This is a genomic window from Staphylococcus sp. HMSC62A08, from assembly GCF_001839105.1.
Taxonomy (GTDB): domain Bacteria; phylum Bacillota; class Bacilli; order Staphylococcales; family Staphylococcaceae; genus Staphylococcus; species Staphylococcus caprae.
The window spans coordinates 165,113-191,891 of record NZ_KV840039.1; the positions used below are offsets into that span (position 1 = coordinate 165,113).

At 32.8% G+C, this 26,779-nt stretch carries 20 protein-coding genes; 6 read left to right on the plus strand and 14 right to left on the minus strand.

Annotated elements, in window-relative coordinates; all coding sequences use genetic code 11:
• Position 1 precedes the first annotated feature (1 nt).
• From HMPREF3264_RS06765 to HMPREF3264_RS06775, 3 genes are all read right to left on the minus strand, one after another.
• Complete coding sequence (locus tag HMPREF3264_RS06765) at positions 2 to 568, minus strand: anthranilate synthase component II (RefSeq protein WP_070872636.1); 567 nt, start codon at positions 566 to 568, stop codon at positions 2 to 4.
• Positions 565 to 1,971 (minus strand): anthranilate synthase component I, encoded by a 1,407-nt coding sequence (locus tag HMPREF3264_RS06770; RefSeq protein ID WP_070872638.1) that lies wholly within the window; start codon positions 1,969 to 1,971, stop codon positions 565 to 567. The genes HMPREF3264_RS06765 and HMPREF3264_RS06770 overlap by 4 nt, the downstream gene beginning before the upstream one ends.
• A 490-nt stretch (positions 1,972 to 2,461) precedes the next feature.
• Complete coding sequence (locus HMPREF3264_RS06775; RefSeq protein WP_070872640.1) at positions 2,462 to 3,499, minus strand: M42 family metallopeptidase; 1,038 nt, start codon at positions 3,497 to 3,499, stop codon at positions 2,462 to 2,464.
• Between the two features lie 147 nt (positions 3,500 to 3,646).
• Here HMPREF3264_RS06775 and HMPREF3264_RS06780 point away from each other — a divergent pair, with 147 nt between their 5' ends.
• Positions 3,647 to 4,738 (plus strand): prephenate dehydrogenase, encoded by a 1,092-nt coding sequence (locus HMPREF3264_RS06780; RefSeq protein WP_070872642.1) that lies wholly within the window; start codon positions 3,647 to 3,649, stop codon positions 4,736 to 4,738.
• Between the two features lie 81 nt (positions 4,739 to 4,819).
• On the opposite strand, the gene HMPREF3264_RS06785 is transcribed toward HMPREF3264_RS06780, so the two are convergent.
• A complete protein-coding gene (locus HMPREF3264_RS06785; RefSeq protein ID WP_070872644.1) occupies positions 4,820 to 6,082 on the minus strand; it encodes a Y-family DNA polymerase in 1,263 nt (420 codons plus the stop codon).
• Between the two features lie 157 nt (positions 6,083 to 6,239).
• Between HMPREF3264_RS06785 and HMPREF3264_RS06790 the strand changes: the two genes are divergently transcribed.
• The gene (locus tag HMPREF3264_RS06790) at positions 6,240 to 6,425 is read left to right on the plus strand and encodes a 2-hydroxymuconate tautomerase (RefSeq protein ID WP_070872646.1); all 186 of its coding nucleotides are present in this window, start codon (positions 6,240 to 6,242) and stop codon (positions 6,423 to 6,425) included.
• A 96-nt stretch (positions 6,426 to 6,521) separates the two neighbouring features.
• Here HMPREF3264_RS06790 and HMPREF3264_RS06795 read toward each other — a convergent pair whose 3' ends face one another.
• Complete coding sequence (locus HMPREF3264_RS06795) at positions 6,522 to 7,514, minus strand: LCP family protein (RefSeq protein ID WP_002442751.1); 993 nt, start codon at positions 7,512 to 7,514, stop codon at positions 6,522 to 6,524.
• Between the two features lie 136 nt (positions 7,515 to 7,650).
• Here HMPREF3264_RS06795 and msrA point away from each other — a divergent pair, with 136 nt between their 5' ends.
• A complete protein-coding gene (gene msrA, locus HMPREF3264_RS06800; RefSeq protein WP_037541434.1) occupies positions 7,651 to 8,154 on the plus strand; it encodes a peptide-methionine (S)-S-oxide reductase MsrA in 504 nt (167 codons plus the stop codon).
• A 51-nt stretch (positions 8,155 to 8,205) separates the two neighbouring features.
• On the opposite strand, the gene mprF is transcribed toward msrA, so the two are convergent.
• From mprF to parE, 6 genes are all read right to left on the minus strand, one after another.
• A complete protein-coding gene (gene mprF, locus HMPREF3264_RS06805; protein ID WP_002442749.1) occupies positions 8,206 to 10,728 on the minus strand; it encodes a bifunctional lysylphosphatidylglycerol flippase/synthetase MprF in 2,523 nt (840 codons plus the stop codon).
• A gap of 317 nt (positions 10,729 to 11,045) precedes the next feature.
• Positions 11,046 to 12,260, minus strand: coding sequence for an AI-2E family transporter (locus HMPREF3264_RS06810; protein ID WP_002442748.1), 1,215 nt, complete (start codon positions 12,258 to 12,260; stop codon positions 11,046 to 11,048).
• A 162-nt stretch (positions 12,261 to 12,422) separates the two neighbouring features.
• Positions 12,423 to 13,274: a glucose PTS transporter transcription antiterminator GlcT gene (glcT, locus tag HMPREF3264_RS06815; RefSeq protein WP_070872648.1), complete on the minus strand. Its 852-nt coding sequence runs from the start codon at positions 13,272 to 13,274 to the stop codon at positions 12,423 to 12,425.
• Between the two features lie 187 nt (positions 13,275 to 13,461).
• Entirely contained in the window at positions 13,462 to 14,925 is a 1,464-nt protein-coding gene (locus tag HMPREF3264_RS06820) for a glutamine transporter AlsT (RefSeq protein ID WP_002442744.1), read from the minus strand.
• 216 nt (positions 14,926 to 15,141) lie between these two features.
• Positions 15,142 to 17,544, minus strand: a complete 2,403-nt coding sequence (parC, locus tag HMPREF3264_RS06825; RefSeq protein ID WP_070872650.1) for a DNA topoisomerase IV subunit A — start codon at positions 17,542 to 17,544, stop codon at positions 15,142 to 15,144.
• Positions 17,541 to 19,535, minus strand: coding sequence for a DNA topoisomerase IV subunit B (gene parE / locus HMPREF3264_RS06830; RefSeq protein ID WP_083327806.1), 1,995 nt, complete (start codon positions 19,533 to 19,535; stop codon positions 17,541 to 17,543). Before parE ends, parC begins: the two co-directional genes overlap by 4 nt.
• A 208-nt stretch (positions 19,536 to 19,743) precedes the next feature.
• Between parE and plsY the strand changes: the two genes are divergently transcribed.
• Positions 19,744 to 20,352, plus strand: coding sequence for a glycerol-3-phosphate 1-O-acyltransferase PlsY (gene plsY, locus HMPREF3264_RS06835; protein WP_002442738.1), 609 nt, complete (start codon positions 19,744 to 19,746; stop codon positions 20,350 to 20,352).
• A 205-nt stretch (positions 20,353 to 20,557) separates the two neighbouring features.
• The gene (locus HMPREF3264_RS06840) at positions 20,558 to 20,854 is read left to right on the plus strand and encodes a HesB/YadR/YfhF family protein (RefSeq protein ID WP_070872654.1); all 297 of its coding nucleotides are present in this window, start codon (positions 20,558 to 20,560) and stop codon (positions 20,852 to 20,854) included.
• A gap of 47 nt (positions 20,855 to 20,901) precedes the next feature.
• On the opposite strand, the gene menI is transcribed toward HMPREF3264_RS06840, so the two are convergent.
• The 3 genes from menI to HMPREF3264_RS06855 all read right to left on the minus strand — a co-directional run bounded on the left by menI (position 20,902) and on the right by HMPREF3264_RS06855 (position 26,141).
• Positions 20,902 to 21,369 carry a 1,4-dihydroxy-2-naphthoyl-CoA hydrolase MenI gene (gene menI, locus HMPREF3264_RS06845; protein WP_070831478.1) on the minus strand — a complete coding sequence of 156 codons (468 nt, stop codon included), beginning with the start codon at positions 21,367 to 21,369 and terminating at the stop codon, positions 20,902 to 20,904.
• 133 nt (positions 21,370 to 21,502) lie between these two features.
• Positions 21,503 to 24,208, minus strand: coding sequence for an aconitate hydratase AcnA (acnA, locus tag HMPREF3264_RS06850; RefSeq protein WP_002442733.1), 2,706 nt, complete (start codon positions 24,206 to 24,208; stop codon positions 21,503 to 21,505).
• A gap of 292 nt (positions 24,209 to 24,500) precedes the next feature.
• Positions 24,501 to 26,141: a BCCT family transporter gene (locus HMPREF3264_RS06855; RefSeq protein WP_002442731.1), complete on the minus strand. Its 1,641-nt coding sequence runs from the start codon at positions 26,139 to 26,141 to the stop codon at positions 24,501 to 24,503.
• A gap of 214 nt (positions 26,142 to 26,355) precedes the next feature.
• Here HMPREF3264_RS06855 and mscL point away from each other — a divergent pair, with 214 nt between their 5' ends.
• Complete coding sequence (mscL, locus tag HMPREF3264_RS06860) at positions 26,356 to 26,712, plus strand: large conductance mechanosensitive channel protein MscL (protein ID WP_002442730.1); 357 nt, start codon at positions 26,356 to 26,358, stop codon at positions 26,710 to 26,712.
• The last annotated feature ends 67 nt before the right edge of the window (positions 26,713 to 26,779 follow it).

Sequence of the window (26,779 nt, forward strand, 5' to 3'; positions counted from 1 at the left end):
GTCAGTTTCCTCTCGTTGCAATTTTTATAAAATTATTAATGATTTGTTCTCCATTTTCTGTAGCAAATGATTCTGGATGATATTGAATACCATAGTGCTGTCTATCTCTATGTTGGAATGACTGTATACAATCTTCAGTACGTCCAGTGATTTCTAATTCCTTTGGAAATTGATTGGGATTGCTTATGAGCGAGTGATATCGCATAATTTTAAAATTTGAAGACAGTTCTTGATATAGTGGCGTTGAACTTATTATTTTTAAATTATCGACCTTACCATGCATAATTTTTGTCCCTTGAATCACTTCACCGCCGTAATAACAAGTTAATGCTTGCGCACCTAAACATACACCTAGAATCGGCTTATTTTCGAAATATTCAATTAATTTAATGAGTAAATTATTGTCTAGAGGGTGCCCTGGCCCAGGTGAAATGATGACAGCTGAAATATTCGTAAGTTTAAAAACATCAACATCATCTGGATATTTAACCACTACCTCTGTTCGTTTAGCTACAATATCTACAAGGTTATAAGTAAATGAATCATAATTATCTATTATTAATATCATGGAGTTACCTCCAAGAGACTTTTTGCTTTTAATTTCGTTTCTTCTAGTTCCTTTTCCGGAATAGAATCATAAACTACGCCACAACCTGCTTCAATATCAACCTGATTCTCATCAATTAACATCGTCCGAATCGCAAGTGCAAAATCTAAATTGTGATTACAATTAATGTAGCCAACGCCCCCACTGTAAATCCCTCTCTTATGCGGATTGGCCTCATATATTCTTTGTATAGCTCTTAATTTTGGCGCTCCAGATACTGTGCCTGTAGGTAATAAACTTGCTATGACACTCATGGGCGATAAGCCTTCTTTTAACTCACCAATAACCTCACTCACGATATGCATCACATGTTCATATTTTTCTATTTCCATTAATTTAGTAATTTTAGAAGTACCTATTTTACTAATTCTATGAATATCATTTCTTCCTAAATCAACGAGCATACTATGTTCACTTCTTTCTTTTTCATCATTCAATAATAACTCACTATTTTTTTCATCTTCTTCTAAGTCCTTTCCTCTCTTGATAGTTCCAGCTATAGGATTCGTATAAACCCAGCCATCTTTTACTTTCACAAAACTTTCTGGCGAACTACCAACAATAATCGGTATATCTTTATTAATGTAAAACATATATGGACTAGGATTCTGTCTCTTTAATTTTTGATAGAGTTGAAAAGTCAGTTGTTGTAAATGATGATGAAAGTGATGTTTATAACTATAAATTCTGGAAGGTACGACTTGGAACATATCTCCTTCAGTAATTTTCTTCTTTAAAGCTTTTATCGTTTCTATAAATTCATCTTCTGGTATATTCGCCTTTATTTTTCTGTTTTCAGTGTTAAACTCAATCTTTTCATATACTAAATTTATATGCTTTAAATCTTCAATTCTTTTTTCGACCTCTTCAAATAATTCATCTTTTGATTTATTAGAAAATAGATTGGTTGCTATCACATATAATTCATCTTTGTAGTGATCAAAAACGTAAGTATTTTCAACTAAATAAAATTTCACATCATGATCTCTATGATCTGAAAGCTTTATTTCTTGTAGTTTTTCAAATTCATGTCTCACAAGATCAAAACTACACGTTCCTATAAACCCTGCAATAAATGGTAAGTCTCGCAAGTGTTCATCTTCAATATCTGTATAATATTTGTTCACGAGACTTTTTAAATAGTCATAAGGTTTTTCTGTCACTTCTTTTTCTTCATATTCAGTTTTTATCATTAATTGATGATTATCTAATGTGACTGAGCCAAAATCATCTAACACTACAATAGAATATCTTCCCTTTAATTTATCTTGGTTCGTACTCTCGAAGATAATTTTTGATGTTTTTAATTGCGCTAATGCTTCTGGTGTAATCTGCGCATTTAATTTTTTGTAAGCTATATCCATAGTTATCCTCCTTTTAATAAAAAATCAGCATCCTCAAATAGAAGGACGCTGACGCGTGGTACCACCTTAATTAGTTGACTATTCGAAACACAATCAACTCACTCATTGTATTAATTCCCTTTTATCCACAAAACCCAATTTCTCTAAAGAGGGTGTTAGTTTCCATTTACCACTAACTTTCTTATACTACCGATTCTTTAGATACTACCTTTTGCTTATAATTAAAAACACCACAATAACGCTTATCATCTATAAGGACGCGTTACCGTGGTGCCACCTTAGTTAACAAATTTTATTGTTCACTTTAAAATATGATATTTAAATTTGAAAGCCCAATTCGTCTATTATACTGTGCTAATTTACATCAACCATTAGCTTTCTGATTTCTACAAAATATAATAGCTACTTTTACAATCAAATTGTCTGATATTTCTAATTATTTAGTATCATACCTAGACAAATCTATTTTGTCAACTTGAATTAATATAATTTATTTATTAATTGGCGATAAACAATACGCATAAAGTAAATTTTGAGTAGCAGTTATTGAATCGATATGTGTTCTTTCCATTGCGTGTGAAGATTCTATTCCAGCTCCAAATAAACCATGGCGTATGTCGGTTCCTGCTTTTAAAGCTGCTGATGCGTCAGAACTATAGTAAGGATAAATATCTATCTTATAAGGAATATCGTTTATTTTACATAAATTAACTAAATGATTTTTTAATGCTTTATGATATGGACCAGAACTGTCTTTTGCACAAATTGAAACTGTATATTCATCAGAAGATTGCCCTTCTCCAAGTGCTCCCATATCAAGCGCTATAAATTCTACAATACTATCTGAAATCGTAGCATTTGCTCCGTAGCCTATTTCTTCATTGTTAGAGATATAAAATTGTGTGGTATGTGGCAATTTGGTATTTCCTTCTTTAAGCTTTTTCAATAATTCTATTATAATTCCAACACTAGCTTTATCATCTAGATGTCTAGATTTTATAAAGCCTGAAGAGGTAATGATCGTTCTTGGATCAAATGATATAAAGTCGCCTACTTCAATACCCAAATCTCTTGTTTCTTGTTCAGAACTGGTGATTTCATCAATACGTACTTCCATGTGTTCACTATTTCTTGGTATTTTATGATTATCTTTATAAACGTGGACACTTGTTTCATGAAGACATATCGTACCAGTATACGTTTGACCTGTTTGTGTCTGAATTTCACAATATTCTCCTTCAATTGCGTTAAAATGAAATCCGCCTATTAAGTCTAATGCTAATCTACCGTTCTCTTTGATTTCTTTAACCATTGCCCCTAGCGTATCTACGTGAGCTGTGATACATCTTTGCTCACTGTTATTAAGACCATCAACCGTAATAATTAACGCACCTTTATTAGTCAATTCTGTACGGTAACCTAGATTCTCAGCTAAATGTTTCACATAATTGATTGCCTCTTCAGTATTGCCAGATGGACTATTAATTTCGGTTAATTGTTTGATTGTTTCCATAACATGAGTCAACATTATACCCCCTCTTTAAATTACATTATATTTTAAACTAAATAGTCTATTTAATCTAATAAGTACTAGCCTCTTTAATTATGTTGATTACATTGGCACTCTCATATACAATATTACTATTCTGAAAATTTCGAAATAAGGTGATTTTAGATGCAACAAATCCTATTTGTAGGTCTAGGACTTATTGGTGGTAGTTTAGCGAGCAACTTAAAATATTATAATTCTAACATTAAGCTTTTAGCGTATGATGCTAATGAAACACAATTAGACAAAGCATTGTCCATTGGAATTATCGATGAAAAAATAACTAATTATCAGTATGGCGTAGAAAATGCAGATATCATTATTTATGCTACTCCTGTAGAACAAACCGTTAAGTACCTGAAGGAACTACCTAATTATAAAACTAAGCCCCATTTGATTGTAACTGATACGGGTAGTACAAAATCTACAATCCAAGCTTTTGAAAAAATATTGTTAAATAATAATATTCATCTTATCGGCGGTCATCCTATGGCAGGTAGTCATAAATCTGGCGTATTAAATTCGAAAAAACATCTGTTTGAAAACGCATATTATATCCTGGTGTTTAACGAAAAAGATAATAAAGCGTCAGCTGAATATCTACAGAAATTATTTAAAACTACATTAGCTAAGTTTATTACTACTAATGCTAATGAACATGATTATGTTACAGGTATAGTAAGTCACGTCCCTCATATTATCGCTTCTAGTTTAGTTCACTTAAGCGCTAATCATGTCAGTCATCATACTTTAGTAGAAAAATTAGCTGCCGGTGGTTTTAGAGATATTACTCGTATAGCTAGTAGTAACGCTCAAATGTGGAAAGATATAACTTTAAATAATCAAAATCATATCTTGTCTTTGCTCCACGAACTAAAATCTCAAATTACCTCTTTCGAAAATATGATTATCTCTAAAAATGCAGAAAATATTTATGATTTTTTCGCAGAGGCAAAACAATATCGTGACGAACTACCCGTTAAACAACGTGGTGCTCTATCTATTGCGTATGATCTATATGTAGATATTCCGGATAAAGCGGGTATGATTAGCCAAGTTACTCATATCTTAAGTTTACATAATATTTCTATAAGCAACTTAAAAATTTTAGAAGTGCGTGAGGATATCTATGGTGCTCTTCAAATTAGTTTTAAAACTCCAGAAGATCGTGAACGTGGCATTGAAGCTTTAAAAGACTTCGATACGTATATTGAATAATATTTATCCCCTAAAATATTGCAGAACTTTTTGCTTGCAACTATTTTTAGGGGATTTTTTAATGTCTCTATTATTCATCACCTACATTTTATGTCCAGCCATGAGACCTAATCGACCATGCTTTGTTCCAGCTTCAGTATAGGAAGTAGCTTTAGAAACAATACCTTTGCCATACTTCAAATGTAAATGGTCAATTGTTTTAGCAAGTTTTTCATCTCTTTTACGTTCATATTCGTCGATAAATAAATTAAGTTGGCGATCTTGCTCATCAACAAATTGTGTCAAAGATATACTTAGCGTTCTATAAAGTGCATTTTTATCACATAATCGATTGGCAAAATAATTAACCACCTTGAAAATATCCCTTTCTAAATTTGTAGGATCTTCCAAAGTATATTGTTTGTGTACGCCTCCTTCATCAGCATAACCAAAGGAAAAATGAATTGTACGTGCTAATTTTTTTTGTGCTCTTAAACGACTTGCTACATCTTCAATAAGTTCTTGCATGACTACTTTCGTTTCTTCAAATTGATAATCTCTCATTAAAATTTGACTTTTACATATTGAAGGGTTTGTAACTTTATATTTTTCTCTTACTTTGCTTTGATCAATACCATTAGCATGTAAATGCATATCTACACCTAACACACCAAAATCTCGTTTCAAATAGCGATATGGATATTTTGCTAAATCTCCAATCGTAAATATGCCCCTTTTGTTCAACTTTGCCTCCGTACGTCTATTAATTCCCCAGAAATCTCTTAAAGGTTGAATTGGCCATAACTTTTCAGGTACATCTTGATAGCGCCACTCCGCAATTCCATCTTTGGTATGCTTTGCCTCTATATCCATAGCTACCTTGCTCAATAGCATGTTGGAGCCTATCCCAACAGTACAATGAATACCTGTCTCTTCTAATATTTCTTTTTTTAATCTTTCACAAAATGCATAAACCGTGGAACTAAATCTATGATAACTATCAGTAATGTCCATAAAGAATTCGTCAATACTATATTGATGTAAATCTTCGGGTGGCACATAACGTAAAGCAATTTTCGAAATAGCAACAGAAACATTCAAATATTTTCTCATACTTGGATTAATAATATAAATATCACTACGATGTGGTATTTCAAAAAGTCTTGAGCCTGTTTTAATCCCAATTTCCTTCAATTTTGGTGTCGCTGCTAATACCACAGAACCTTGTCTTTTAGTATCGGCTACGACTGCCAATTTCGTTTCTAAAGGATCTAATCCCTTTTCCATACACGAAACACTCGCAAAAAAGCTTTTCTGATCAATACATAATACATCTCTATCCTCTAATAGATTATAGTCATACATAACTACGCCTCCCTTACAAAATCTATTATATACGAACGTGAGTTCTCATTCAATAAAAATAAGAACAAATGTTCTGTTTTATTATGAACAAACCTTCAGATATCTTTCATGCTATACTAAAGAAGAACATTTCAATTCATTAAGGAGGATGTTATATATGCCTATCATCAATGTGAAATTATTAGAAGGACGTACAGATGAACAATTAAAAAATTTAGTGACTGAAGTAACGCAAGCTGTTGAGAAAACAACGGGAGCAAACAAAGAAGCGATACATGTGGTCATTGAAGAAATGAAAAAGAGTCACTATGCAGTTGGCGGAGTAAGAAAATCTGATCAATAAAACGCAAAATCCCTGAAACACGAAGCATGTTATCATAATTACTTCGGTCTCAGGGATTAAATTAATTTTTATCAATTATTTATTTTTATCATCATCTTAGTTATTATCATCAAAGAACTCTTGGATTGCTTTTTTGTTCTTCTCTTTATCGATTTGCAGTGCACTTCCGTCGTTATTCGTATTAATATCTTGATACGTATTCTTAACAGGCACTGTTAAAGATTTAACATCTTTATCTCCTCGAATACCAAAACTTAATCCAGTTTGGAAAATAGCTGAATTAGGCATGTCCGTATTAACATAACCTCTCAAAATACCTGCAACTTTCGGCAGTTTTGCAACTGTATTAAAATTCACTAACTCTTGTTTTAAAGTTTGCATTACTTGTTGCTGGCGTCGAACACGACCGAAATCGCCTTCTGCGTCATGACGGAATCTTGCATAACCTAATAACTCTTTACCATTTAATCTATGATGTCCTTTTTTCAATGATACTCCTATATTGGCAGACATATCCTTTTCTACATCCATAGGAACACCATTAGGTTCTAATTCATCAATCATTTTTTCAAATCCGGTAAAATCTACAACTGCATAATATTCAGGATTGATACCTAAATTTTTATTAAGTGTTTTTCTTAATAGTTCAGGACCACCCAATGAGTAAGCAGCGTTAATCTTATATTTGTCATATCCCGGAATATCTGCATAAATGTCTCTCATAACAGACATCATTTTCATTTTTTTATTTACATAATCATATTGCATGACCATGATTGAGTCAGTACGAGATTTCCCGCCTTGTGCTTTATCCGCACCAAGTACAAGCACAGAAATCTTACCATCATTTTTTACGGCGCCATTAAATTTATGCACCTTGACATCTTTTGCATGTTCTTTAGCATATTTCATACCACTATTGTATTGATGTACGATATATACAATGAGTGCAATAAGAATGATGAGGAAAATTAAAATGATAAAAGGTAATTTGCGTAGTCGTTTGTTCTTTCGTCGCCTAGAAGGTGTCGATGTTGTGCCTGTGTGACGTCGATACTCTGTTTCTCTATTATCCTTCTGTTGTGTCATATTTACCTACCTTATATCTTCAAAATTACATACCTATATACTATAATTAATATGTATTAACGTTATAGAAAAAGTATTCAAATTGCAAGAGTTTTTTTAACAAATGGTACTAAGGTCCAATGAAAGGATGTCACAAATGAACATTAATACGGCATACTTTGCTGGTGGCTGTTTTTGGTGTATGACTAAACCTTTTGACACATTTGATGGTATTGAAAAGGTCACTTCTGGTTACATGGGCGGACATACTGAGAATCCAACATACGAAGAAGTAAAAACCGGTACTACTGGTCACTTAGAAACAGTAAAAATAGAATATGATGTAGCTCTTTTTTCATATCATAAACTATTAGAAATATTCTTTTCCGTTATTAATCCATTAGATGAAGGTGGACAATTTCAAGATAGAGGTTCTCAATATCAAACAGCTATCTTCTATTCCAATAAAGATCAAAAGAAATCAGCTGAGGAGTATATTGAAAAACTTCAAGACAGTTTAAACGCCGACAAAGCGATAGCGACTCGAATCTTACCCGCTTCAACATTCTACGAAGCAGAAGCATACCATCAAGATTTCTATAAAAAGAATCCCGAACGCTATGCAAAAGAACAACAAGATAGAGCAAATTACTATAAATAAGATAAATAGCGATTGTAATGAATAAACAAATTCACTACAATCGCTATTGTTTTATTTATGTCTAATGACTCTCATAACTTTTAACATACTTTCCCACAAGGAACTATCCTTTCGATAAACTAAAAATCTTGGTTCCCAGTTAGGTCCATACTTTTCCTTATAACGTCTTAAACCTTGGAATCGATATAATCCATTGAAATGTTCGAACACTCGTCCTGCTAGACGTTCTCTTAAATAAGAGTAATGTAATTGCCCCACATTTGAAAGTGTAGCCATTCCCATATTAAACGCTTTATATCCCTTTTCTTGACCCCATAACAACATATGAAGATAAAGTCCGTCCATTAAAGGCAAATCAAGTTCAGGAAGCCATCTAATTAAATCCACAGAAATAGCATCGTTGAAATGTGTCGGCATCAGACTACAAAATGCAATCATCTTACCATATTGATCTCGCATAACACCAATTGGCGCTTTAGAGAGATAAGGTTGTGTAAACTGTCCTACAGAAAAATGCATTTCATCTCGTCCATCTAACCATCTATCACTGACATATTTAAGTTCATTAAAGAAATCTTGTGAGAACGGTGGTTCAATAATTTCAAAAGAGATATTTAAATCTTCAATTTTGTTTAAAGTTGCCCTAAAGCCTCGACGTTTTTTACCAGAAGTCGTGAAAGTGGTTAAATCAATAATTGCTTCCTCTCCCAATTTGAAAAATTGATTTCCAAAATTGTGATAAAGTGGCATGTGACGATCACTAATTTGATAGAAAATAATATTGTAACCACGATATTCAGCAAATTGATAAAATTTTTCCAATAAAGATTCAAATGTGTTGGGATCTCCAATTGGATCGCCTAGTACTACTAAAGTATTGGATTTATAACGGTACATAAGAAATGCTTTTTCATTTTCATCGATAAAACAATCTTTATCTCCACTATAAACAAGATGACTCAAATAATTTCCACCATATTCATGAATAATCGACTCACAAATTGATACATCAGTCATACGATGAGGTCGCTCGAATTTATAATCGAAAAGCCACGCAATTAAACCAACAATGAGAATTACAATTAAAATCGTAATCCAGAAGTAATATCTTAATAACGACGTATCTACTTCTATGTGATAAATATCTAATGCATAGAGTGTTTCTGCAATTAGAAAATGATTTAAATATAAAACAATCACACTTACTACTAACATTAAAACTAACTTTCTGAAACGGAAAGGACGTTTAAGAACTTGCGCACGACGATAAGCTAAAACTAATAATACAAAAATAAGCACAAGCCAAGTTAATAATAAGAACGACGCATACGTGTAAATTGTAGCTGCAACAATTAAAATAATAGAAATCATCGCAAAGATAATCGCACGTCGACTCTGTTTAAAAATACCTCTCACGTTCAAGATAAGTAATAAACAAGCACTCGTATGAATGGCTAAAGTGATATAGTAAGCAAAGTGATTATCATCATATAAGCCGTCATAAACAATCGTTAAATTATTAATAAAGAAAATCAAACTTGTTAAAAACACTAATGTTGCTAATGAAAATGAAGGTATTTTAGCTAAAATATCTTTCTGATAAGATCTTAAAAATGACGTGAAATCTTTCGCAGGAACATAATATTTCGAACCTTCAATATATTTCTTAGCAGTTGTACCAAATTCAAAGGTAGATAATACCAGTGCAATAAGTACTGGCACAAAATAATACGCAAATCGATAAAGTAGTAAAGCTAAAAGTATTTTTTCTTCAGATACGCCTAAAGATTTAAGCCCGAGTAATACAACTAAATCAAAGGCCCCGAATCCACCTGGAATGAAACTGACTAAACCAGATAATGCAGCAATGACGAAAATACCAATAAACGTCATAAATGATACGTGAATACCAACGATAAGTGCAGCAAAGTAAAGCACTGTAGCTGCCGCCATCCACTCTATACAAGATACAAGTGTACAATAAACACCCATATAGCGATTAGACTTATCCGCTGGTTTAACAATTGTATAAATAATAAATATTGGGAGGAATAACGCCACAATATATAAAATCCAACGTACCCATGTGATTTTATCCATCATGTGTGATGCATTAAATACATGGAGAACGACTAATATGGACAAGAGACTAAGTCCGGTTAACATGGAAATTAATATAATTGAAATATAGTGAACGAGCTTTTTAGTATCATGTGTATAATTTTTATATACGAAAGCTCTAACCCCTGCGCCAATAAAGCCACCGAAACCTACAATCGCATTTAAAGCATTGATAATATAACTTACTCTTAATACTTTCGGTATCGGCATTTGTAATTTTAGTGATTTGACTAAAATGATGTCATACAGTGACAGGAGGATTAATGAAGCACCGCCACCTGCAAATAATAAAACAAGCCACACTCGATTAATTTTGCCAAATTGCATCAAAGTATCCTTAAAGTTTATATGCGATAGCTCACGATACAATGTGAAGATGACAAAAATGAATAACGCTGTGGCAAAGATAAATTTTAATATGGAAAATAATTTACTTTTTAATTCTTGCGTCATTTTTTCACTTCAATTCTAATTTAAATCTATTACATGTCAAAATATATCATAAAGCCAGCCATTATAGAATATAAATTGATAGATATGTATCTAACAGAATTGTAATGCAAAGAAAGATTACATGAATTTGAAGCAAATTTTATGCAATACAGGTAAGTGAATCCTTCAAAACAACTTATTAGACACTCAATTTTAATAAAAAAGGAGCGGAACAGTAATATAATTTAACAAAATTATATTCGTCGTCCCGCTCCCAACTTGCGCTGTTTTAAGATTAAGATATTAAATGATGTCTCAACCTCGATTAAACACCGCAATTAATCAGTAATTTCTTCTTCTTGTTTGATACTATAATCCCCAGCATCTTCCCCATAATAACGGTTATATCTACGTTTAAATAGTAAGAAGATATGAGAAACTAATACTTTTAATACAGCATAAAATGGAATACCAATAATAACACCTACAACACCCATTAAGTTACCTGCACATAGCAAGATAAATATAATTGTTAATGGATGAATTTTTAACGTTTTACCCATTACGTTAGGTGAAATAAAGTGTCCTTCAAAGAATTGAACAAGTGTCCATACAATGGCTAACTTAAGCAACATTAATGGAGAAGTAATAATTGCGATAACAATTGCAGGCGAAATTGCGATTGTTGGTCCCAGATATGGAACAACACTTGTTACGGCTGCAATACTTGCTAAAACTAAGGCATATTTTAATCCGATAATGGAATAACCTATAAATAATAAAACGCCAATACAGAATGAAACGATGATTTGTCCTTGAATATATGAACCAACTTGAACGCTCATTTTTTCAAGTAAATCATGGAAGTCTTTTCTGAATTTTGGAGGCATAATTTTTGTAGTATAGTCTTTGAAGCGATGACCATCTTTTAACATAAAGAATAAAACGAAAGGTGTCGTTACAATAACTACGCCTACGTTTGCTACTGCCTCTGCAAATGATGCAAGTTTCGAACCAAAGCCATCAAAGTAATCTGATAGCATCGATGGAATTTTCTTCTGAGCTGACTCTAACCAATCATTAATTTGGCCCATATAGCCAGATAGAAGTGAATTATTTGTAATCTTATCTACTGATTGAGTGATCTTACTTAAATAATGTGGAGAGTTCTTAATGAAACTCTCTACTTGTGAACCAATTAATGGAATAAGTAAGTTCACTATCAACGTAATAATACCTACTATAGCAACATAGATAATTGTAATACCAAGTAATCTAGGTATTCGATAACGTTCCATTAAATTCACAATTGGATTAAATAAATAGAATAAGACTAATGAAACGATAATAGGTGCAGCAATCGTGTTAAAAACAATTATAAATGGTTCAAACACATAAGACACTTTATCAAAGATAAAAATGACTATACCTAGTAACACAAGTGCAGTTAAACCGTAAATAAGGTCATTGCCACCTAAAAATCTCATAAATCTTGATTCAGAAAAGCTAAAAATATGTTTTTTCTTTTCACTGGACTTATTTTCATTTGTCATTAAATTCACCATACCTTACATTTATAAGTCAATTGATATTGAGATTTGTATTAAGTTAGATTAATAAACGAATTTGTTTAAAAATACAATAATCATCATAACACAAAACAATTAAAGTTAATCATATTTGTTTGAAAATAGTAAAATAAATGAGCCATTCATTCATCGTTTGATATTTATTTGTGCTTCAAAATGATAAATATGTAATGCGAGATATACAATCTCAGATTCATCTATAATGACGTCAAATTGTCTTTGAATCATTTTCAATATTTTATAAGCAGTATTAAAACATTGCGGATAAAGTTGCTTAACCATAGAAATAAAATTGTCCTGGGCGGCGACATTTTCACCTTTGGTTAATCTATAAATTAAAAATTGTATGTGTCTGATAAAACGCTGATATTGAATTGTGGTTTTATCAATTTCGTGATTTAAATCCGTTTCAATAATTGTCATAATTTTACTTATCAATTTATTAATTACTGATATATCATGCATGGATAAATCTTCAGAATTAGAAGCTATATGCAAAGCTATAAAGCCGATTTCATCTTCAGGAAAATGGACATCTAATGTCTGGTTCAAATTATTAATCACTTGTTTAGCAATTTGATAAGCATCACTATATAAATGTTGTGTTTCTATTGCAAAAGGATTAGAAATCACTTGATTTTGTTTTAATCTTTTATATGCGAAAATAATATGATCCGTGAGTGCTACAACTAAACTTTTATCATCAGTTCTAATCCCAGCATCAGAGATAATATTAACTGATTCAATTACTGCCTGTACAACGTGGTCTTCTCCCATTTCAACCAACGTTTGATAGTGTTCTTTTTGTTGTTTTTGTTCTAATTTATAAACCTTTTCAATGGAGGCACTGTCATCTAAAGTCATCCCCACTTTCTTATTAAACCCAATCCCTTTACCAATTAAGACAACTTCATGATTATCACTTGTGCATATGATGACGTTGTTATTTAGTGTTTTGGTTATCTCATATCTACTCATCATAATCACCTTTCTATTATCATTAGTAAGATTATAATGCTATTTTTTGAAAATGAAAAGCGACTTATGAAGGCACATATGTATCATTCATAAATTGAAATTGTACAACAAAATGTATCATTCGATATTAAACAAAAAGAACGACTTGATAAGCATATGAATGCCTCAAGTCGTTACGTTTACTTCATTATTTGTGATTACGAGGTATCTTACCTTGTTGTCCCCATGATTCAATACCAAATAAGTTGATTTCTAAATTTTCAGGTTTAAATACAGGTTTCTTACCTTCTTTACGTTGTTGCTGATAATCTTTCATCACAGCGAAGGCTATATTAGATAATCCGATAATCGAAATAATATTTACGATAGCCATTAATCCCATAAATAAGTCGGCAGTGCTCCAAACCGTTTCAGTTTTCGCAACTGCACCAATAAATACTAAAAGAACAACTAAACATCTAAAGATAAATAATACTGCTTTATTTTTAGATAAAAATTCGATGTTTGATTGACCATAATAGTAGTTACCAACTACAGATGAGAATGCGAATAAAGTAATTGCAACTGTTAAGAAAATACCGCCAGCAGAACCTAAATGTTCATTTAGTGCTGATTGTGTAACAGCCACACCTTGAGGTGCATTTTCTCCAAATTTCAAGCCAGAATATAACAGAATCATAATGGCTGTAGCTGTACAAACTAACATTGTATCAAAGAACACACCTAATGATTGAATTAAACCTTGTTTAACTGGATGCGGTACAGCAGCTGTTGCTGCAGCATTTGGCGCAGAACCCATACCAGCTTCATTTGAGAATAAACCACGTTTAATCCCTTGAAGTATAGCTGCACCTACAGCACCACCAGTGACTTGTTGTATACCAAATGCACTTTTAATAATAGTGCCAATCATTGGAACGATTTGATCAATATTTAATAATAAAATAACGAGTACCATTCCTATGTAAATGATTGCCATGATAGGTACGATGAGTGATGATAATGTTGCAATGCTTCGTACACCACCAAAAATGATAATAGCAGTGATAACCGCTAAGATAATACCAGTTATAACAGGACTCACATGGTATTGCGTATTTAGAGACTCTGCGATTGTATTAGATTGCACTGTATTAAATACAAACGCAAATGTAACCGTAATTAATGTCGCAAAGACAATACCTAACCATTTTTGGTTCAACCCTTTTGTAATGTAATAGGCTGGACCACCACGGAAACCGCCCTCTTTATCATGCACTTTATAAACCTGTGCTAATGTCGCTTCCATAAATGCACTTGCTGCACCAATAAACGCGATAATCCACATCCAAAATACTGCACCAGGTCCACCTAAAACGATCGCCGTAGCTACACCGGCAATATTACCAGTACCTACACGTGAACCAGCACTAATCGCAAATGCTTGGAAAGGTGATATTCCTTTTTTACCACTACTTAATGTCTCAGGTTTCTCAGTGAGTGCTCTAAACATTTCAGGCAACATTCTTAATTGGACAAATTTAGAACTAATTGTAAAGAAAAATCCTGCTGTTAATAGTAATCCAATAAGATATTGCGACCAAATCAAATCATTCCCGACTTGAACAAAAGATTTAAACCAGCCAGGAATCAAATTATCGAAATCTTGCAAATCGAATCCCTCTCATCCTCTTAAATTTATTCTCTTAAACGCACCAAGAGATTTATGCTACTTTTTTATCATCAAAAAAGTTTTACTAGTACTGAATCAGTACCGTATACCTAACTTTTTGAATCCTCAAATTAAACATAAATCCCTTGTGAATTTTTTAGTTAAGATTATTAAGAATAATTTTATCATTTTATTATGCGATTGCATATACTTTTTTTATTCTAAAACCATACTTACGACTTGTCCAAATTCATCTACGTCGATGATAAATGAACCATTCGTATATTGTTCAGACAGATGAACATCTGTAATACTGCCCGATTCTTCACTACTATTTGAGAAAATTGTGTACGTTTCTTGATTTTCTCTCACTACAGCTGCATCGACAATGCGGTGTGGATTTTTCTTCAGCTCTTTTAATAAAGTAATACCGCGTTGAGCACGTTTCGCTACTTGAAGCACTTTATAGCTAATACGTTTAATAGCGCCACGTTGTGTAACCATAATGATTGAATCAGATTCATTTACCTCTTCAGTCATCACCACATAATCTTCATCTTTAAGATTAATAGATTTAACACCTGCTGCTCGTAGACCTGTGTCTGATAATTCGGCTGTAGAATATGTAAGTGACATACCTTTATTAGTAATTACCGTGATAAGCTGATCCGATTCTAAACGTACCACATTGATTATTTCATCTTTGTCTTTCACTTTCATACCTACAAGTGGCTTATTGAATCTTGTTGTTTTAAATTGAGAGACACTACTCTTCTTAATCATTCCATTTCTTGTTGCCATTACATAGAAAGCATCATGATTAAAATCTTTTTCATTATAAACATTAATCACTTGCTCATCTTCGTCGATAGGAACAATTTGTGAAACGTGTTGACCTAATTCTTTCCAACGAATATCAGCTAACTTATGTACTGGAATAAATAGATAACGTCCTTTGTTAGTAAATACTAATACCGTATCTTGAGTATTTACTTCTTGATGTTTTAACAATCTGTCTCCGTCTTTTAATCCAATTTCAGTCACACCGCTCGCGTTAAAACTACGAGTAGATGTACGTTTAATGTAACCGTGACGAGTAATACTTAAAATGACTTCCTCACTAGGAACCATAACCTCTTTATCGATTTTAATTTCAGAAATCTCAGCTTCAATTGCTGATAAACGATCTACTTTGAATTTTTTCTTAATCTCATTGAGTTCGTCTTTGATAACTGTTAATAACGCGTCATGATCATCTAAAATATTTCTTAATTTTTTAATTAATGCTTCTAATTCATCATGTTCTTCTTCTAGTGCCACAATATCCGTATTAGTTAATCTATACAATTGTAACATGACGATGGCTTCTGCTTGTGCTTCTGTAAAATCAAACTCAGCAACTAAATTATCTTTAGCATCTTTTTTGTTCTTAGAGTTACGAATTAAAGCAATCACTTCGTCTAAAATAGATAAAGCTTTCATTAAACCTTCAACGATATGCATACGTTTTTCTGCATGATCTAAATCATAACGAGTTCGATTAGTGACAACTTCTATTTGATGATTTAAATAGCTTTCAATAATTTCACGTAATCCCATTAATTTAGGTCTACCATCACTAATAGCGACCATATTGAAATTATAAGAAATTTGAAGATCAGAATTTTTATATAAATAATTTTTAATCGATTCACTATTTACATCTTTCTTCAATTCGATAGCAATACGTAAACCAGTTCTATCTGTTTCGTCTCGAACTTCTACAATACCGTCAACTTTTTTATCTGCACGGAGTTCATCAATACGTTTAACTAAACTACTTTTATTTACTTCATAAGGTATTTCAGTAACAATAAGTTGCTTTCGTCCACTTCTTAACTCTTCTTCATCTACACGTGAACGAACGACTATTTTACCTTTACCAGATTCATAAGCTTTCTTAATACCATCAACACCCTGTATGATGCCACCTGTAGGAAAGTCAGGACCTTTAATATATTTCATTAATTGACTCACAGTGATATCAGGGTTATCTATGTATTTCAAAGTAGCTTGAATGACCTCTGCTAAATTATGAGGTGGAATATCTGTAGCATAACCAGATGAAATACCAGTAGAACCATTAACTAGAAGATTCGGGAATCTTGAAGGCAATACCATTGGTTCTAAAGTTGTATCATCATAGTTTGGAATGAAAGATACAGTTTCCTTATTAATATCGCGTAGTAATTCTTCAGATAACTGGCTTAATTTAGCTTCTGTATAACGCATAGCTGCAGGCGGATCGTTATCAATACTACCGTTATTACCATGCATTTCAATAAGTACGTGACGTAGTTTCCAATCTTGGCTTAAACGTACCATTGCATCATATACTGAAGAGTCGCCATGAGGGTGATATTGTCCAATAACATCCCCGACTGTTTTAGCACTTTTACGGAAATTCTTATCAAATGTATTACCACTTGAATACATTGCAAATAAAATTCGACGTTGTACTGGCTTTAATCCGTCTCGTACATCGGGTAATGCACGCTCTTGAATAATGTATTTACTATAACGACCAAATCGGTCACCGATAACATCTTCAAGTGACAAGTCTTGAATTATCTCACTCAATTCGTTTCCTCCTCAATATATTCTTCGTTCTCTAATACTTGAACTTCTTTATTATCTAAGATACTTTGATCTTCTTGCATACCAAACTCTACATGGCTTTCAATCCATTCACGACGTGGTGCAACTTTGTCGCCCATTAGTGTCGTTACACGTTTAGATGAGCGCACTTCATCTTCAACCTGTACACGTATTAATGTACGCGTCTCTGGGTTCATTGTTGTTTCCCATAGTTGTTCCGGATTCATCTCACCTAAACCTTTATATCTTTGTAATGTAAAGCCTTTACCCAATTGCTTTTGTAATTTTTCTAATTCATCATCCGTCCATGCGTATTCTACTTTTTTAGATTTACCTTTTCCTTTTTCCAATTTATATAAAGGAGGCAACGCTATAAAGACACGACCTGCTTGTACAAGTGGCTTCATGTATTTGAAGAAGAATGTTAATAGTAATACTTGGATGTGCGCACCATCTGTATCCGCATCGGTCATAATAATAATACGATTGTAATTACTATCTTCAATTTTAAACTCATTACCTACACCAGCACCAATTGTGTGAATGATTGTGTTAATTTCTTCATTCTTAAAGATATCTTCAAGACGTGCCTTTTCTGTATTAATAACTTTACCACGAAGCGGTAAAATAGCTTGGAATTTACGGTCACGCCCTAGTTTAGCAGAGCCACCAGCAGAATCGCCCTCTACAAGATAGAGCTCATTTTTATCAGTGTTTTTACTTTGAGCAGGTGTTAATTTACCAGATAGTAATGTATCTTTGCGCTTGTTCTTTTTCCCATAACGTGCATCTTCACGTGCTTTACGTGCAGCCTCTCGAGCTTGTTGCGCTTTAATAGCTTTTTTAACTAATGATTTAGAAAGTTGTCCTTTTTCCTCTAAGTAGAATGGCAATTTCTCAGATACAACTGAATCAACAGCACTTCTAGCTTCAGAAGTACCTAATTTAGATTTAGTTTGGCCTTCAAACTGTAGTAATTCTTCAGGGATACGTACAGAAATGATTGCAGTCAATCCTTCACGTATATCATTACCATCTAAGTTTTTATCTTTTTCTTTTAATTCATTAATACGACGCGCGTAGTCGTTGAACACACGTGTCATCGCAGTTTTAAACCCAACTTCATGTGTTCCGCCGTCTTTCGTACGAACGTTATTTACGAAACTTAGAATACTCTCAGAATATTGATCGTTATACTGGAAAGCAACATCTACTTCAATATTGTTCGCTAATCCTGAAAAAGTAGTAACGTCATGTAGTACTTCTTTACCTTCATTGACATAACTAACAAATTCTTTAATACCTTCTTCGTAATGGTAAACTTCTTCACGTTCTTTACCACTACGTAAATCAGTAAGCGTGATTTTTAAATTTTTTAATAAAAACGCAGATTCTTGTAAGCGTTCACTTAAAACATCAAAATTAAATGACGTTGTCGCCTTAAATATCTCTGGATCAGGTTTAAAAGTGACTTTCGTACCCGTCTTTTTAGTTTTTCCTTTTTTATTCAAACCTGTCGCAGGCATTCCACCATCTTTAAAACTTTGAGTATAAATATTTCCATCTCTATGTATTTCAACTTCTAACCATTCACTCAAGGCATTAACAACTGAGGCACCTACACCATGAAGACCACCTGATGTTTTGTAGCCGCCTTGACCAAATTTACCCCCAGCATGCAAAATCGTGAAAATGACTTCAACAGTTGGTTTACCAGAGGCATGGATACCTGTAGGCATCCCACGTCCAGTATCTTCAATTGAAATACTGTCATCTTTATTAATAGTTACAGTAATCTCATCACCATAACCATTTAATACTTCATCGACGGAGTTATCGACAACTTCATATACGAGATGATGTAATCCACGTTTATCAGTTGATCCTATATACATACCAGGTCTCTTTCTAACAGCCTCAAGGCCTTCAAGTACCTGTATAGAATCATCTGAATAAGTATTTTGTTTATTCATTGCCAATGATTTCGCCCTCCTACAAACGTACGTTCGTTTTTAAAACTATACAATAGTTATTCTTATATAAATTGGCTTAAATTGCAAGTATCATTTATATAATCAAGTTGTTTTGATTGCAGTAATTTAATAAATTGAATTATCAATGTTCTAATTGTTTATGAATATGGTAAAATGAAGCTAAGTCACTAAAGGATGTGTAAGTTTTATGATGATTGTCGTCATGTTAGTTTTAAGTTATCTTATCGGTGCATTTCCAAGTGGATTAGTAATTGGAAAGTTATTCTTTAAAAAGGATATTAGACAATATGGGAGTGGCAACACTGGAGCAACAAATAGCTTTCGTGTTTTAGGGAGGCCAGCTGGTTTTGTAGTAACATTTCTAGATATTTTCAAAGGATTTATTACAGTCTTTTTCCCATTATGGTTCCCAGTACATGCGGACGGAGTGATTAGTACTTTCTTCACTAACGGGTTGATTGTAGGGTTATTTGCAATTTTAGGCCATGTGTACCCTATCTACCTTAAATTTAATGGTGGCAAGGCTGTAGCTACAAGTGCTGGAGTAGTACTTGGCGTTAATCCTATTCTACTCTTAGTCTTAGCGATTATATTTTTCAGTGTTTTGAAGATATTCAAATATGTTTCATTATCTAGCATTATCGCTGCTATTAGCTGTGTCATCGGCTCTCTTATTATACATGACTATATATTGCTCGGAATGAGTGGACTTGTATCAATTATACTCATTATTCGACATAGAACAAATATTGTTAGAATTTTTAAAGGTGAAGAACCTAAAATTAAATGGATGTAACTTAAAATTTTGAAATTCAACACTAGAGGTATACTTACTTCTAGTGTTTTTATTTTCAAAAATTATAGAACGGCTAAACTCAGTGTTTTTTAATACGCTTGTAGGCTGTATAAATTATCTTTACATTTGTGATGTGCTATAATGCGAATATTATTAAAGATTTAAATTACATTTTAAATATAATTAATACTGAAGGGGTGAAAAAATGAATATTGAACTTACAGATGAAGCGGTTAATTGGTTCAAAGATGAACTTGATTTGCCAGAAGCTAATAAAGTACTTCAATTTTATGTAAGATATGGTGGAGAATTTCAACTTAAACAAGGATTTAGCCCTGCGTTTAATGTCGAGCAACGAGAAGATATAGAAATAGGTTTTGAAAAGAACTACAATGGTTTAAATGTTGTTGTAGCTGAAAAAGACTTATGGTACTTCCAAGATGATGAAATCAAGGTAGATGTTGTGAATCATGAAGATGAAATATCATATAGTAAAAAGTAAAAAAACGACCCGCTTTTGAATCACTCAGAAGCGGGTCAATTTAATATTTATAAATTTTCGAGGCCATTTTTAACTTCTGCATCTTTACCTTCTTGATTGAATTCGGAAACTTTACTATAAGTTTCATGCCATTCAGGGAAGTAGCGATCTAGACGAATAGGTCTAAAATTATCAGCTTTCATACAAATTAATTCAGTTGATCCTGTAGTTGCAAGTTCACCTTTTTCATTGTAAACCTCATAACAATATAAAGAACGTAGTCTTGAATACTTTTCGACCCATGTTTTAATCGTTACTTTTTCAGGATAAAAAATAGATTTCTTATACTTGATATTTAAATCAGTTACAGGAGAAATGATACCTTCTTTCTCCATATCAGCATAGCTAAATCCCAGTTTTCTTATGTAGTCTGTTCGAGCAACCTCAAACCATGTAGCATAGTTCCCATGATAAATAACTCCCATTTTATCTGTTTCTTGGTACCTCGCTTCAATTTCAGTCAAACTATAAATCATATTAATAAGTCCTTCTTTCAACTTTTGTTTCTTAGTTATATTGTAAGCATAACACAAAGAAGCCGTGCCAACATAAACGTTAACACGGCTACTGGTTCAACTTAACACATACTTAAATTATGATGAAATAAGATTATTGTGCTAATTTATTTCTTAGTACCATTTGTAAGATACCACCATGACGATAGTAATCTAATTCTACTAATGAGTCGAAACGTACGATAGCTTCAAAGTCTACAACATCGCCATTTTCTTTTTTAGCATGAACTTTAACTAAGTCATGTGGTTGAACATCTTCAGTAATATCTACTGAGATTTCTTCTTTACCATCTAAACCTAATGACTCTGCAGAATCACCTTGTTGGAATTGTAATGGTAAAACACCCATCATTACTAAATTTGAACGGTGAATACGTTCGTAACTTTGAGCAATAACAGTTTTAACACCTAATAAGTTAGTACCTTTAGCTGCCCAGTCACGAGAAGATCCCATACCATAATCATTACCTGCTAATACAGCTAATCCAGTACCATCTTCTTTATATTTCATTGCAGCATCATATATTGGCATAATTTCTTCAGTCGGCCAATAAGTTGTGAAGCCACCTTCAGTACCTGGAGCTAATTGGTTTTTAATACGAATATTTGCAAATGTACCTCTTACCATTACTTCGTGGTTACCACGACGTGAACCATATGAGTTAAAGTCACGAATAGGTACATCATGATCTAATAGGTATTTACCTGCTGGTGTATCTTTACCGATAGCACCTGCTGGAGAAATATGGTCAGTTGTAACTGAATCACCAAATTTACCCATCACACGTAAGTCTTTAAGCGGTTCAATTGTTCCTGGTTCTTTAGATAAACCTTGGAAGAATGTTGGATTTTGAATGTATGTTGAATTTGGATCGAAATCATATAATGGTTCATCAGTAACATCGATTTCATTCCACATTTCATTATTATTATATACATTTTTGTATTCTTCTAAGAATAATTCTGGAGTAACGACACTATCAACAGTATCTGAAACTTCTTTAATTGAAGGCCAGATATCTTGTAAATAAACATCTTCTCCATCTTTGCCTTTTCCAATAGGTTCATTTTGTAAATCGATATCTACCGTACCAGCTAATGCATAAGCAACAACCAATTGAGGTGAAGCTAAGTAGTTAGCTTTTACTAATGGGTGGATACGACCTTCGAAGTTACGGTTACCAGATAACACTGAAGTTACTAATAAATCTTCGTCCGCAACTGCTTTTTCAATTTCTGGTAATAAAGGACCTGAGTTACCGATACATGTAGTACAACCATAACCTACTAGGTTGAATCCTAAATCATCTAAGTATTCTTGTAAGCCAGAATCTCTTAAATATCCTGTAACAACTTTTGAACCTGGTGCTAATGAAGTTTTAACGAATTCTGGTACTTTAAGACCTTTTTCAACTGCCTTTTTAGCAACTAAACCTGCACCTAACATAACGTAAGGGTTAGACGTATTTGTACAAGATGTAATTGCAGCAATTGCAATGTCACCAGTTTTCATTGTTGAAGTTGAACCATCATTGAATTTAATTTCTGCTTTCTTATCAAATTCACTGTCATCTAAACCATGACCTTGATTGCCTGCAGGAGCAGTAACAGATTTTTCAAATTCAGTCTTCATGTCACTTAAGAAAATTAAATCTTGAGGACGTTTAGGACCAGATAATGAAGCTTCAACTGTAGATAAATCTAAGTCAATAACATCAGTATATTCTGGGTCTTCTTTTTCAACATCAAAGAACATATTATTTTGTTGTAAATATTCTTTAACTAATTCAATATGGTCATCTTTACGACCAGTTAATTTCATGTATTTAAGTGATTCTTCATCTACTGGGAAGAAACCACAAGTTGCACCATACTCAGGCGCCATGTTAGCAATTGTAGCACGGTCAGCTAATGGTAAATGTTGTACACCAGGACCGAAGAATTCTACAAATTTACCGACAACACCTTTTTTACGTAACTCTTCAGTAACACGTAAAGCTAAGTCAGTGGCTGTAGAACCTTGTGGTAAAGAATTAGTTAAACGTACACCGATTACTTCTGGAATTGGGAAGTAAGATGGTTGACCTAACATACCAGCTTCAGCTTCGATACCACCAACACCCCAACCTAATACGCCGATACCATTGATCATTGTAGTATGAGAGTCAGTACCAACTAAAGTATCTGGGAATGCAGTTTGTTCACCATCAACGTCACGCACGTGGACAACATTAGCTAAATACTCTAAGTTTACTTGGTGTACGATACCTGTTGCAGGTGGTACAGCGTTGTAATTATCGAAAGCTTTAGTAGCCCAGTTTAAAAATTGATAACGTTCATAGTTACGTTCAAATTCTAATTTCATATTTCGTTCTAAAGCATCAGGGTTTGCATAGCTATCTACTTGTACTGAGTGGTCAATAACTAAATCAACTGGTACTTCAGGGTTAATTTTATTAATATCTCCACCCACATCATTCATAGCTTTACGTAATGATGCTAAATCTACTACTGCTGGCACACCTGTAAAGTCTTGCAAGATTACTCGAGATGGTTTGAAAGGTACTTCACCTTCGTTACCTTCTTTACCAAATTCACTTAATGATTTAATGTGATCGTCAGTAATTACAAAGTCGTCTTCTTGACGTAATACAGATTCTAACAAAACACGAATTGAGTAAGGTAATTTTGAAATTTTAGTTAAACCTTTTTCTTCTAATGTCTTTAAATCATAGTAAGTGTATGACTGGCCATTTAATTGGAAATGTTTCTTTGCTTGTTCTTTAAAATTAGAAGCCATTTAATATCCCCCTTGATATTTCTATATATTTATATGCCGTTAATTAAATTGTATTATTATATGTTTATCAAAACAACTGTGTAACATCATAAAAGACACTATTTACGTTTCGCATTTTTAATCAGGTAGTATAAGTAAAAGTTATCATTGACTGTTAGTGCAATAAGTAAATATTATTAATTGAGAATGGTTATCAATCCCAGTTAAAATGAACCTTTTTGCTTTTCAAAAAATTTAATAATAAAAAAACCTATAGTATGAATTAATTTTCATACTATAGGCTAAAATTTAACTATTCTTCTTTTTCTTTATTTCTTCTAGCTTCTCTTTTTTCAAGAATATCTGACTCATAATCTTCTTGTTGATATTTAACATAATCTTGTAAACGATGTTTATTTGGAGTCAGTGTTAAACCAAGGAACTTACGCTCTTGATTGGCATCTTTATAGAAACTAATCATCATCATTATGACGACGAACGAGAATGGGAAGGCACTAATAATCGCAGCACTTTGAATAGAATTCAACGCTTTTGAACCATCACCGCCACCAGCTAGTAACAGTACGAATGCAATTAGAGCTTGTGCAATACCCCATGTAACTTTAACTAAACTACTTGGATTTAGAGAACCAAATGTTGTTTGCATACCTAAAACGAAAGTAGCTGAGTCGGCAGAAGTAATAAAGAATGAAGCAATTAATAATAATGCAATGATAGATAGTATCGTACCTATTGGCATATGATTGAATACACCGAATAGTTGCGTTTCTGGTGACATTTTGAATAATTCAGGATGTTTTTTACCTGTTTCAATACCTAGTACACCAAACACACTGAACCATACAAAGCTTACTAAAGCTGGAACTAATAATACACCTGAAATAAATTCTCGGATTGAGCGTCCTTTTGATACACGGGCAATAAATACACCAACAAATGGACTCCAACTTAGCCACCAACCCCAATAGTATAGTGTCCAAGTAGACATCCAATCACGTTTTTGGCCATTTAAAGCTGCAGTATCAAAACTGTTGAATAAGAATGTATTAAGTAAATTACCAGTTGAACTAGTTAACATATTTAGTATTAATACTGTAGGTCCAATAATTAATGTAATAATCATTAATATAGCACCTAAACCAATATTTAAGTTACTTAAATATTGAATACCTCTACTTAAACCAGACCACGCACTTGCGATGAATAAAATAGTTACAACTACAATAATGATTCCTTGGACTAATGTATTGTTAGGAACTTTAAATAGGTAATTCAATCCACCATTAATTTGTAAAGCTCCCATACCTAAGGAAACTGCTACGCCGACTAAAGTAGCAAAGACAGAAAGAACGTCGATGAATGTCCCAATAGGTCCTTCAACTTTATCTCCTAAAATCGGACGTAGTGTTCTAGAAATCAACCCAGGTTCATCTTTACGGAATTGTGCATATGCTAAAGCTAATGCAACTACACCGTAAATAGCCCATGCATGGAATCCCCAATGGAAAAATGTTGATCTTAAAGCTTCAGTATAGGCTTGAGTTGTTTTAGGATCAGCTGTTGGGGGCGCAGCAAAATCGGCCATTGGTTCAGCAGCACCATAGAAAACTAATCCTATTCCCATACCAGCACTGAATAACATTGCGAACCATGAAATTGAGTTGAATTCAGGTTTGTCATGAGGTTTACCTAACTTAAGTTTGCCGATTGGGCTGAAAATTAGGAAGATACAAAAGAAAACAATAATCGTAGTAAGAATTAAGTAATACCAACCTAATTTATTAGTAATCCACATTTTAATAGCATTTGTAATGCCATCAAACTTCTCAGGCCAGATTGCACCTATGAGTACGACTATAGCTACTATAATCGAACTATAGATGAATACAGAAGAAAACTTCTTATTCCCTCTTTTTTGAGAAGAAGAATTCATAATTAATTACTCCCTTCATCCAAATATTTAATTTTCAAAGTAGTAAAATTAAATAATTATATTTTTATCTTAAAAAATTTAACTTTACTAATACACTTCTACTAGGATATCAAACGTCTTTTTCATAATCAAATTTGCATAAATATAGTATTTGCTAAATTTATTATATGTTGTATAATTAGTCTTACATTTTACATAGAAAGGGACTATACATATGTTAAAGGAATTTAAAGAGTTCGCCCTTAAAGGTAATGTATTAGATTTAGCAGTTGCCGTAGTAATGGGCGCAGCATTCAATAAAATTGTCACTTCATTAGTTCAGTTCATCATTATGCCTTTAATAGGTAAAATCTTCGGTTCAGTAGATTTTGCTAAAGATTGGTCTTTCTGGGGCATAAAATATGGTCTTTTCATACAATCAATCATTGATTTTATAATTGTTGCTTTTGCTCTTTTCATCTTTGTAAAAATTGCTAATACAATTATGAAAAAAGAAGAAGAAGAGGAAGAAGTAGAAGAAAATACAGTATTATTAACTGAAATCAGAGACCTATTAAGAGAAAAAAATTAATAAACATTTGAGGTTGGGACATAATTAATTGTCTCAGCCTTTTTTAACATATTGGCAGTAGATGTCT

What these genes read in the sequence shown, in the direction of transcription:
- HMPREF3264_RS06790 (WP_070872646.1), top strand. Translation starts at nt 6,240, where the DNA reads ATGCCTATCATCAATGTGAAATTATTAGAAGGACGTACAGATGAACAA.
- HMPREF3264_RS06770 (WP_070872638.1), bottom strand. Translation starts at nt 1,971, where the DNA reads ATGGATATAGCTTACAAAAAATTAAATGCGCAGATTACACCAGAAGCA.
- HMPREF3264_RS06855 (WP_002442731.1), bottom strand. Translation starts at nt 26,141, where the DNA reads ATGAATTCTTCTTCTCAAAAAAGAGGGAATAAGAAGTTTTCTTCTGTA.
- HMPREF3264_RS06810 (WP_002442748.1), bottom strand. Translation starts at nt 12,260, where the DNA reads ATGACAAATGAAAATAAGTCCAGTGAAAAGAAAAAACATATTTTTAGC.
- acnA (WP_002442733.1), bottom strand. Translation starts at nt 24,208, where the DNA reads ATGGCTTCTAATTTTAAAGAACAAGCAAAGAAACATTTCCAATTAAAT.
- HMPREF3264_RS06795 (WP_002442751.1), bottom strand. Translation starts at nt 7,514, where the DNA reads ATGACACAACAGAAGGATAATAGAGAAACAGAGTATCGACGTCACACA.
- mscL (WP_002442730.1), top strand. Translation starts at nt 26,356, where the DNA reads ATGTTAAAGGAATTTAAAGAGTTCGCCCTTAAAGGTAATGTATTAGAT.
- HMPREF3264_RS06785 (WP_070872644.1), bottom strand. Translation starts at nt 6,082, where the DNA reads ATGTATGACTATAATCTATTAGAGGATAGAGATGTATTATGTATTGAT.
- glcT (WP_070872648.1), bottom strand. Translation starts at nt 13,274, where the DNA reads ATGAGTAGATATGAGATAACCAAAACACTAAATAACAACGTCATCATA.
- HMPREF3264_RS06780 (WP_070872642.1), top strand. Translation starts at nt 3,647, where the DNA reads ATGCAACAAATCCTATTTGTAGGTCTAGGACTTATTGGTGGTAGTTTA.
- msrA (WP_037541434.1), top strand. Translation starts at nt 7,651, where the DNA reads ATGAACATTAATACGGCATACTTTGCTGGTGGCTGTTTTTGGTGTATG.
- parE (WP_083327806.1), bottom strand. Translation starts at nt 19,535, where the DNA reads ATGAATAAACAAAATACTTATTCAGATGATTCTATACAGGTACTTGAA.
- HMPREF3264_RS06840 (WP_070872654.1), top strand. Translation starts at nt 20,558, where the DNA reads ATGAATATTGAACTTACAGATGAAGCGGTTAATTGGTTCAAAGATGAA.
- mprF (WP_002442749.1), bottom strand. Translation starts at nt 10,728, where the DNA reads ATGACGCAAGAATTAAAAAGTAAATTATTTTCCATATTAAAATTTATC.
- HMPREF3264_RS06765 (WP_070872636.1), bottom strand. Translation starts at nt 568, where the DNA reads ATGATATTAATAATAGATAATTATGATTCATTTACTTATAACCTTGTA.
- HMPREF3264_RS06775 (WP_070872640.1), bottom strand. Translation starts at nt 3,499, where the DNA reads ATGTTGACTCATGTTATGGAAACAATCAAACAATTAACCGAAATTAAT.
- plsY (WP_002442738.1), top strand. Translation starts at nt 19,744, where the DNA reads ATGATGATTGTCGTCATGTTAGTTTTAAGTTATCTTATCGGTGCATTT.
- menI (WP_070831478.1), bottom strand. Translation starts at nt 21,369, where the DNA reads ATGATTTATAGTTTGACTGAAATTGAAGCGAGGTACCAAGAAACAGAT.